The sequence below is a fragment of the Microvirga yunnanensis genome (genome assembly GCF_025460875.1).
Window position 1 is genome coordinate 144,582 of the sequence record NZ_JAMXFI010000005.1, and the last position, 8,857, is coordinate 153,438.

5 protein-coding genes, 1 tRNA gene and 1 rRNA gene are annotated in these 8,857 nt (G+C 65.1%); 2 read left to right on the top strand and 5 right to left on the bottom strand.

The window, feature by feature from the left end:
• Positions 1-2,994 carry an excinuclease ABC subunit UvrA gene (gene uvrA / locus NF876_RS04480; protein ID WP_262267643.1) on the bottom strand — a complete coding sequence of 998 codons (2,994 nt, stop codon included), beginning with the start codon at positions 2,992-2,994 and terminating at the stop codon, positions 1-3.
• 205 nt (positions 2,995-3,199) lie between these two features.
• The gene (locus NF876_RS04485; RefSeq protein WP_262267644.1) at positions 3,200-4,537 is read right to left on the bottom strand and encodes a calcium-binding protein; all 1,338 of its coding nucleotides are present in this window, start codon (positions 4,535-4,537) and stop codon (positions 3,200-3,202) included.
• Between the two features lie 574 nt (positions 4,538-5,111).
• On the opposite strand from NF876_RS04485, the gene ssb reads away from it, so the two are divergent.
• Positions 5,112-5,612 (top strand): single-stranded DNA-binding protein, encoded by a 501-nt coding sequence (gene ssb / locus NF876_RS04490; RefSeq protein WP_262267645.1) that lies wholly within the window; start codon positions 5,112-5,114, stop codon positions 5,610-5,612.
• 755 nt (positions 5,613-6,367) lie between these two features.
• Here the strand turns inward: ssb and NF876_RS04495 are convergent.
• The gene (locus NF876_RS04495) at positions 6,368-7,282 is read right to left on the bottom strand and encodes a hypothetical protein (RefSeq protein ID WP_262267646.1); all 915 of its coding nucleotides are present in this window, start codon (positions 7,280-7,282) and stop codon (positions 6,368-6,370) included.
• A gap of 444 nt (positions 7,283-7,726) precedes the next feature.
• Between NF876_RS04495 and NF876_RS04500 the strand changes: the two genes are divergently transcribed.
• On the top strand, positions 7,727-8,266 hold the full coding sequence (locus NF876_RS04500) for a LuxR C-terminal-related transcriptional regulator (RefSeq protein ID WP_262267647.1): 540 nt from the start codon (positions 7,727-7,729) through the stop codon (positions 8,264-8,266).
• 301 nt (positions 8,267-8,567) lie between these two features.
• On the opposite strand, the gene NF876_RS04505 is transcribed toward NF876_RS04500, so the two are convergent.
• A tRNA-Met gene (locus NF876_RS04505) sits at positions 8,568-8,644 on the bottom strand.
• Between the two features lie 126 nt (positions 8,645-8,770).
• Positions 8,771-8,857 (bottom strand): 5S ribosomal RNA (rrf, locus tag NF876_RS04510); the annotation flags it as partial.

Sequence of the window (8,857 nt, forward strand, 5' to 3'; positions counted from 1 at the left end):
CTACTCGGCCGCCTGCCGGGTCACCTTCTTGTCCTTCTTCGCCGGCGCCTTCTTGCCGGAATCCTTTGCGGCATCCTTGGCGGGGGACTCCTTCTTCAGGGGGCGGCGCTCCAGCACTTCCTTGAGGAAGCGGCCGGTGTGGCTCGCCTGCGCTTCGGCGATCTCTTCCGGCGTGCCCTGGGCGACGATCTGGCCACCGCCGCTGCCACCTTCGGGGCCCATGTCGATCACCCAGTCGGCCGTCTTGATGACCTCGAGGTTGTGCTCGATGACCACGACCGTGTTGCCCTGGTCGACGAGCTCGTGCAGCACCTCGAGCAGCTTCGCCACGTCGTGGAAGTGAAGGCCCGTGGTAGGCTCGTCGAGGATGTAGAGGGTGCGCCCGGTGGCGCGCTTGGACAGCTCCTTCGACAGCTTGACGCGCTGCGCCTCGCCGCCGGAGAGCGTCGTCGCCTGCTGGCCCACATGCACGTAGTCGAGGCCGACGCGCGCGAGCGTCTGCATCTTCTCGCGGATCGACGGCACCGCCTTGAACAGCTCGCGGGCTTCCTCGACCGTCATGTCGAGCACGTCGGCGATGGACTTCTCGCGGTACTTCACCTCGAGGGTCTCGCGGTCGTAGCGCTTGCCCTTGCACACGTCGCAGGTGACATAGACGTCGGGCAGGAAGTGCATCTCGATCTTGATCACGCCGTCGCCCGAGCAGGCCTCGCAGCGGCCGCCCTTCACGTTGAAGGAGAAGCGGCCCGCCTGGTAGCCGCGCGCCTTCGCTTCCGGCAATCCTGCGAACCACTCGCGGATCGGCGTGAAGGCTCCCACGTACGTGGCCGGGTTCGAGCGCGGGGTGCGGCCGATGGGCGACTGGTCGATGTCGATGACCTTGTCGAGATGCTCCAGGCCCTCGATGCGGTCGAACGGCGCCGGATGCTCCAGGGCGCCGTTGAGCTTGCGCGCCACGGCCTTGTACAGCGTGTCGATGACCAGAGTGGACTTGCCGCCGCCGGACACGCCGGTGATGCACGTGAAGGTGCCGAGGGGGATCTCGGCGGTCACGTCCTTCAGGTTGTTGCCCTTTGCGCCCACGAGCTTGATCTTGCGCTTCGGGTCGGGCTTGCGGCGCTTGCCCGGCACCTTCACGGACATCTCGCCCGTCAGATATTTGCCCGTCAGCGACTTGCGGTTGGCCATGATCTCGTCGGGCGTGCCCTCGGCGACGATCTGGCCGCCGTGGATGCCGGCCCCGGGGCCGATGTCGAACACGTAATCGGCCTGCAGGATCGCATCCTCGTCGTGCTCGACCACGATCACCGTGTTGCCGAGATCGCGCAGGCGCTTGAGGGTGACGAGCAGGCGCTCGTTGTCGCGCTGGTGCAGGCCGATCGAGGGCTCGTCGAGCACGTAGAGCACGCCCGTGAGGCCCGATCCGATCTGGCTCGCGAGGCGGATGCGCTGGCTCTCGCCGCCCGACAGGGTGCCCGACGAGCGGGCGAGGGTCAGGTATTCCAGGCCCACATCGACCAGGAAGGTGAGGCGCTCGCGGATCTCCTTGAGGATGCGGCCCGCGATCTCGTTCTGCTTCTTGGTGAGCTTCTTCGACAGGTCGCTGAACCAGAGATGGGCGTCCTTCACGGAGAGCGCCGTCGCGTCGCCGATATCGGAACCGGCGATCTTCACCGCGAGCGCCTCCGGCTTCAGGCGCTTGCCGCCGCAGGCCTCGCAGGGGGTCTCGCCCATGAAGCGGCCGATCTCCTCGCGGGCCCAGTCGCTCTCGGTTTCCTTGTAGCGGCGCTCCAGATTGGGGATCACGCCCTCGAAAGGCTTTCTCACCTCGTAGGCGCGAAGCCCGTCGTCATAGGCCATGCGGATGGTCTCGCCGTCCGACCCATAGAGGATCACGTCGCGCACCTTCTCCGGAAGCTCCGTCCAGGGCTTCGTCATGGACGCCTTGAAGTGCTTGGTGATGGCCTCGAGGGTCTGGCCGTAATAGGGCGAGGTCGACTTCGCCCAGGGCAGGATCGCACCGCGCTTGAGCGAGAGCGTCTCGTCCACGACCAGCGCCTCGTCGATGCGCATCTCGTGGCCGATGCCGCTGCAGGTCGGGCAGGCGCCGAAGGGATTGTTGAAGGAGAACAGGCGCGGCTCGATCTCCGGGATGGTGAAGCCGGAGACCGGGCAGGCGAACTTGGACGAGAAGACGATTCGCTTCGGCTGGCCCTTCTCGTCCTTGTCGTCGGCATATTCGATGACCGCGATGCCGTCCGTGAGCTCGAGCGCCGTCTCGAAGGATTCCGACAGGCGCGCCGCGATGTCGGCCCGCACCACGATCCGGTCCACCACCACGTCGATGTCGTGCTTGAACTTCTTGTCGAGGGCAGGGGCCTCGTCGATGGCGTAGTACTCGCCGTCGATCTTCAGGCGCTGAAAACCCTTCTTCTGGAACTCGGCGATCTCCTTGCGGTACTCGCCCTTGCGGCCGCGCACCACCGGGGCCAGCAGGTAGAGACGGGTCTTCTCCGGCAGCTCCAGCACCCGATCGACCATCTGCGACACGGTCTGGCTCTCGATGGGCAGGCCGGTGGCGGGCGAATAGGGGATGCCGACCCGCGCCCAGAGCAGACGCATGTAGTCGTAGATCTCCGTGACGGTGCCCACCGTCGAGCGCGGGTTCTTCGAGGTGGTCTTCTGCTCGATGGAGATGGCGGGCGACAGACCGTCGATCTGGTCCACGTCCGGCTTCTGCATCATCTCCAGGAACTGGCGCGCATAGGCCGACAGGGACTCGACGTAGCGGCGCTGCCCCTCGGCATAGATCGTGTCGAAGGCCAGCGACGACTTGCCGGAGCCGGACAGCCCCGTGAAGACCACGAACTTGTCCCGCGGGACCATGAGGTCGACGTTCTTGAGGTTGTGCTCCCGCGCCCCCCGGACGGAGATGACGCGCGCATCCGGGTCTCCCGCCTTCGCGCGGTTGAACAGATCGTCGAGTTTAGCCATTGCCCGCTAGCCTTTTGAGGAAATCCAGCCTCGTCAGGCCGGTCCCCGCATATGTGATGCCTCACCCGCCGGTGCAATGCGGCGGATGATTCCAGGTGTTTGATCCTAGAACAAAGAGGGTACGGCGGGCAAGCGGATCCATGCGCCGTGCTTCGGACAAACAAAAGGCCCGCCGGGGCGGGCCTTCGGCTCAAGGTGACCGGCTTCACAGCACGAAGGCGAAATCCGCCGCCTTGAGGGCCGCCTTGTTGGCCAAGGTTGTCACCAGTTGGAGATCAGACTTCAGCCCGGTCCCATCGAGGTCGACGTAGAGCTTGCCGTCGTCCGTGTCGTAGAGGAACTGCGCCAAAGCCGTGGTGGCCTTCGGGTCCGTTCCCATCACGAGACAATTGCTCGGATCGAAGACCGGATCGACGAATTTTTCGAGGTCGCCATCGTAGTACCGGAAGCTGCTCGCCTGGACGAGGAAGTAGTCCTTGCCCGAAAAGTCCGCGATCGTGCATCTCGAGGACCGGCTCAGGATGAACTGATCGTCGCCCGATCCGCCCACGAGGGTGACGTTGCCCGAACCGCTCAGCTTGTCGTCGCCCCGGCCGCCGACGAGCATGATCCCGGCGCCGGCGGCGCTGGCGGTTTCGCCATAGGCCGAGAGGGTGTCGTTGCCCCCGCCGCCGTCGATCGTGCCGCCCTTGCCGCTCCCGTAGAGCGTATCGTTGCCCTTCGAGCCGGTCACGACACTCCCGGAATCCATGTCGTAGACCGAGACGTCGATCTTCTCGAACTGCCCGGCCTTGATGCCATTGTAGCCGAAATCCGCGGCCCGGCTGCCGGTCACCTTCGAGAAATTGACCGCGTAGACCGTGTAGTCCGACGATGGGTTCCCGTGAAGCTGGACGTTCAGCACGTCCATGCCCCTGCCGCCCAGGGCATAATCACCGTCTTCGACCGAAACCCTGTCGTTGCCGTCTCCGGCAAGGAGCCTGTCATGCCCCATGACGGGCGCCGGCATGCTGGGATCGACGATGACGGATGGGTCGCGACCTTCGAGGACATCGTCTCCGGCCCCGCCGGACAGGTTGTCGCTGCCGGCTCCGCCATATAGGTAATCGTCGCCCTTGCCCGCATCCAGCCGATCGTTGCCGTCATTGCCGGACAGGGAATCATCGTCGTCGCCGCCGTAGAGCTTGTCGTTGCCGTCGTCGCCGGAGAGATTGTCGCGGCCCTTGTCCCCATAGAGCGTGTCGTTGCCTTCCTCGCCGCTCAGGTCGTCCCGGCCGTCGCCGCCGAAGAGTCTGTCGTCGCCGAGATTGCCGACGAGATCGTCTCCGCCCAGGCCGCCGAGGATCTTGTCCGACCCGGCGCCGCCGTGAAGATAATCGTCGCCGTCGCCGCCGGTGAGGCTGTCGCTGCCGTCGCCGCCGAACATGGTGTCGTTGCCCGAGCGGCCGTCGAAAATGTCCTTGAATTTCGAGCCGAAGAAGGAATCGTCCTCGATCGTTCCTTTCAGGGGCTTTCTTTTGGTCGTGATGCGGTAGGTTGTCATAGGGTTCCTCAGTGTCAGGCTGCTTTTCATGACACGTTATTCAGTTTCGTTCAACCGATGCCCGCGAGGCCCTGGCGTTCTCTTCGGCCCGGCGTGTCGGTGTCGATTCGGGGCAAGACCACACCGGGCCGCGGCGCCGAGGAAGTCCCGACACAACTCGCCCGGCTGGCACCGTCGTCAGGAGCCCGACCAGAAACATCGGCTCGCTCGACGCACCTGCGAACGTCGACAACAGGGCGCTTCAGGAGGGCGAGGCGGCGCAGGACAGGGGCGCTCGCATGATGGCGAAGACCTCGGGCGAGATGCATTTTGCGAGGCGGACGGATCGGGGAGGGCGAAGCCGTGGCCCCGGCCGGACAGGAAGGCCACGGCGTTGGTCGAGGCCGGCGACCTCTTCGAGGTCTGAGAGCCGGCGGCCCCGCAGGGCGCATGGGACAGGTTTCCTCGACGGCGTCCTTCCGGCACGGGAGCCCGGATCTAACCTGGGGACAGGGCTGTGCACAAGCGACGGCCCAGCTTGCCGCCCGGCGTCCTTGGCCCCAGAACTGCCTCACGTGAACAAGGAGAGCGTCCGATGGCGGGCAGTGTGAACAAGGTGATCCTGGTTGGGAATCTGGGCCGGGACCCTGAGGTGCGGCGTCTGTCGAACGGGGAGCCGGTGGTGAACCTGCGGATCGCCACGTCGGAGACCTGGAAGGACAAGGGCACGGGCGAGCGCAAGGAGAAGACCGAGTGGCACTCGGTGGTGATCTTCAACGAGAACCTGGCCCGGGTGGCGGAGCAGTACCTGAAGAAGGGCTCGAAGGTGTATCTCGAGGGCCAGCTGCAGACGCGCAAGTGGACCGACCAGAGCGGCCAGGAGAAGTACACCACCGAGGTGGTGCTGCAGCGCTTCCGGGGCGAGCTGACGATCCTGGACAGCCGCGGCGGCGGCGGGGCCTCGGAGTTCGGCGACGACGAGCCGGGCCAGGTCAGCCGCGGCGGCGACTTCGGGCGGGCGTCCCCGATGGAGCGCAGGCCGGAGCCGGCCGGCGGCTCACGGCACAGCGACTTCGACGACGACATTCCTTTCTAGAGGTTTGCCGTTCGAGGGCATCGACCCCGAAAGTAGGTCCACTTTTGGCGGGCGCATCGTTGAGTGCGGCCCCGAAGGGCCACGTCAGTGACCCGCTTTCGTCCGCAAGATGCGCTCGAGTCTCGGACGTGAAAAGTGGTGCCCACTTTTGGGATCGATCCGATGCTCCACTCTCGGCTGGAGCATCGTTGAGTGTTGACCCGAAGGGCCGCCTGATGCGCTCGGCGGTCGTCCGGTCGCGTTCACCGGGACAAGCCCGGTAACAACACCCTCCCACGTCATGGCCGGCCTTGTGCCGGCCATCCCGAACTTTCGGGGCGCCGCGCTCCACCGTATCGGGATCACCGGGACAAACCCGGTGATGACGTGAGAATGGCATATCGGGATGCACGACCTTTCCACGTCATGGCCGGCCGGTCATCACCCGCCTCTCGCTGGCCATCTCGATACGATCGAGTGCAGCGCCCCTCACATCGGGATCACCGGCACAAGGCCGGTGACGACGGGGAGAGGGGCGCGGCTCTCCCCTGCCGGGGCATGGCCGGCGCGAGGCCGGGGACTCGAGCAATTTCGCTGAACTGGATCCGGTTCACCGTCAAAAAAATGCGGCTCGAGCATCGGACGTGACCCGCAGGGCCACGCGAGTGAAAACCGGATCCTCTTTTCGTACGATGCGCTCGAGAACACTGCCGACCCTGCGTTCGCAATCCGGGCTCCGGCCTGGATTCGTCATGCGGCCCCTGCCCGGCACCGTCTCAGGCGTCGATCGAGGCTTTGCGGGTGTATTGTCGCGAGCGCTGAGCCCGCTCCACCTCCCGCAGTCTTCGCGCCCTCTCCCTCAGTTCGTCGCGGCTCGACCACCACCATCCCCGCGCGGAGCGGATCTCGGGCGCCTCTTCGGCCTGGACAGGTCGCGTGCGGTAGATCTCCTGGAGGGTCGGCATCCGCCAATGACCCCAGACGTGTCGCGACGAATCGCCCTGCAGATGGGCGTAAAGCCCGGCCGCGGCGGGATCGTCGATGGGATCGACGTCGATGGCTTCGAACACGACAACGCCCCAATTGTGGGTCGAGAGCGGAAAGCCGAGAGGGGGCAGCTCGTCGACCGGCACCGGGTAGCGCCTGCGGCGGCGCTCCGCCTGCAGCGGCGCAGCCTCATCCGGGCCTTCCTGTCTCTTCTCCTCGCGGCGCCTTCGGCGGGCCTCGGGCTCGTTGCGTCGCGCCGCCTCCTCGATCTCGGGCCAGCGCAGCTTCAAGTCCTCGTAGGAGCGGAACGGCACCCGCCAGACCCTGCCCTCGGGATCCCAGTGGGCCCACGGGATCGACCGCAGTGCGTCCACGATGGTGCGCGAATAGGGCGTGCGCACCATCAGATCGTCAGCGACGGTCAGGTAGGGGCTCTCGAGAGGTTCGAACACGAAGGCATCGCGACCCTTGGCATCGGCGTGCCGGTCCAGGGTCTCCAGCTCCTGCGCCATCCAGGTGGTCAGCCGCTGCGCGGCCGTCGTTCCCGGCACGAACCAGCGCTCCTCCCCGGCCCGCCACCGCGCCCGCGGGAAATGCTCCCGAAACCGGCGGACGAGATCGCGGTCATAGGGAAACCGGGCATAGGCGCCCGGGCGCTCCTCGTCGTCAGAGGGCATTATTTGAAAGGCGGAGGCGATCTCCATCGGCCGTCACAACCGCTCGCGATTGGTGTCTCTGATCACAACCGCCTGTCCTTGTCTTTGGATCCCTATTGGGCCGGAGGGCCTCTGAGCAAGGAGTCGGGCAAGAGACGATGGCGTTCCGCCTCCTCAAGGGCAGCATCGAGACAGTAACGCAACTTTATCCGCAAGCAGGGCGCCAGAACCTTATCGCGCAATAATCTGGCTCACGACGAACACAGAAAATTAATCGAGGAGCCATAAAGTAACGGCAACGAAGAGAACTCTGGGGCATATCTTGATGAGTACGGGCGGCCGCGTGGGGCTCATCGCCGACAAGGACTCCTATTTCCGCGTTGCTGCGTCGGCAATACTCACCCAACGCTTCGGCTTCACGGAGATCATCGAGGCGTCGTCCCTGGACGAGGCGCTGGAGCAGTTGACGGAGAACGGTCAAATCGGAGCCGTATGCTGGACCTGTCGATGCACGGGGCGCAAACTCCGACCAACCTGCGCTCGATGCGGGAATGCTTCCCGAGCGTGCGCCTTGCTGCGGTCTCCATGTCGGCATCACGTCGCGATATCCTCGTGGCCCTGGAGGCGGGCATCCATGGATATGTGCTCAAGAACCTCCCGGTCGCGGAACTGGTGAAGAGGCTGGCGACCATTCTCGAAGGCGGCGTCTACGTGCCTCCATGCCTTGCGGACCTATCACCCGAGCCGATCGAGCCGCTTCCGCGGGTCAGCGAAGTGTCACGCCCTCGGCAGACCGCTCATCATGCCGCTCCGGCGCATCTTCTGACCTCTCGACAGAGGGAAGTTCTCGACCTTCTCGTCCAGGGAAAGACCAACAAGGAGATCGCGCTCGCGCTCAAGCTCGTCGAGGGAACCGTGAAGATCCACATGGCGGCGATCTTCCGCCATTTCGGCGTGAACAATCGAGCTGCTGCGGTGGTGGCTGCCGCCCGCCCCTACCCTAATCGCGAACGAGGGCTCCTCAACGGCTGAAAGGTCGGCAAGCGCTCAAGGCCCCGTATTCCGAACGGTTGCACCAGGGACAGTTGACGAGCTGGCGCGGGCGAACGACCCTTGAGTGTGCGCGTGTGCCGTGTTCATGCAGCGAACGCGGGGTTCATCCCCTGATCGTCGATGCGAGGCAGCCCTGTCGCGCGTTGTGATTGGGTTGGGCTGTCGGCCTGTGCGCAAGGTTTGGTGTTGTTGGGCGGTGTTGTTGGGCTTGGGAGTGTCGAGCGGTCTTGCGACGCGCAAAAGCCCTCGGAGCGGTTTGCTCGCGAGGGCTTATGTGATTTGGTTGCGGGGACAGGATTTGAACCTGTGACCTTCAGGTTATGAGCCTGACGAGCTACCGGGCTGCTCCACCCCGCGGCAATGTCGGGCCTTCGAAGCGGGCTTCGAAGGCAAAGGGGAGACAAACACAAACCGCGGCGCTCGTTTTCACAAGACACCGCGGGGTGATTGTCAGATCGTCAAAGAGGCGGTTGTCCTTGGCAGGCCCGGCAATGACCTACTCTCCCGGGTCTTGAGACACAGTACCATCGGCGCTGAGGGGTTTAACGGCCGAGTTCGAGATGGGATCGG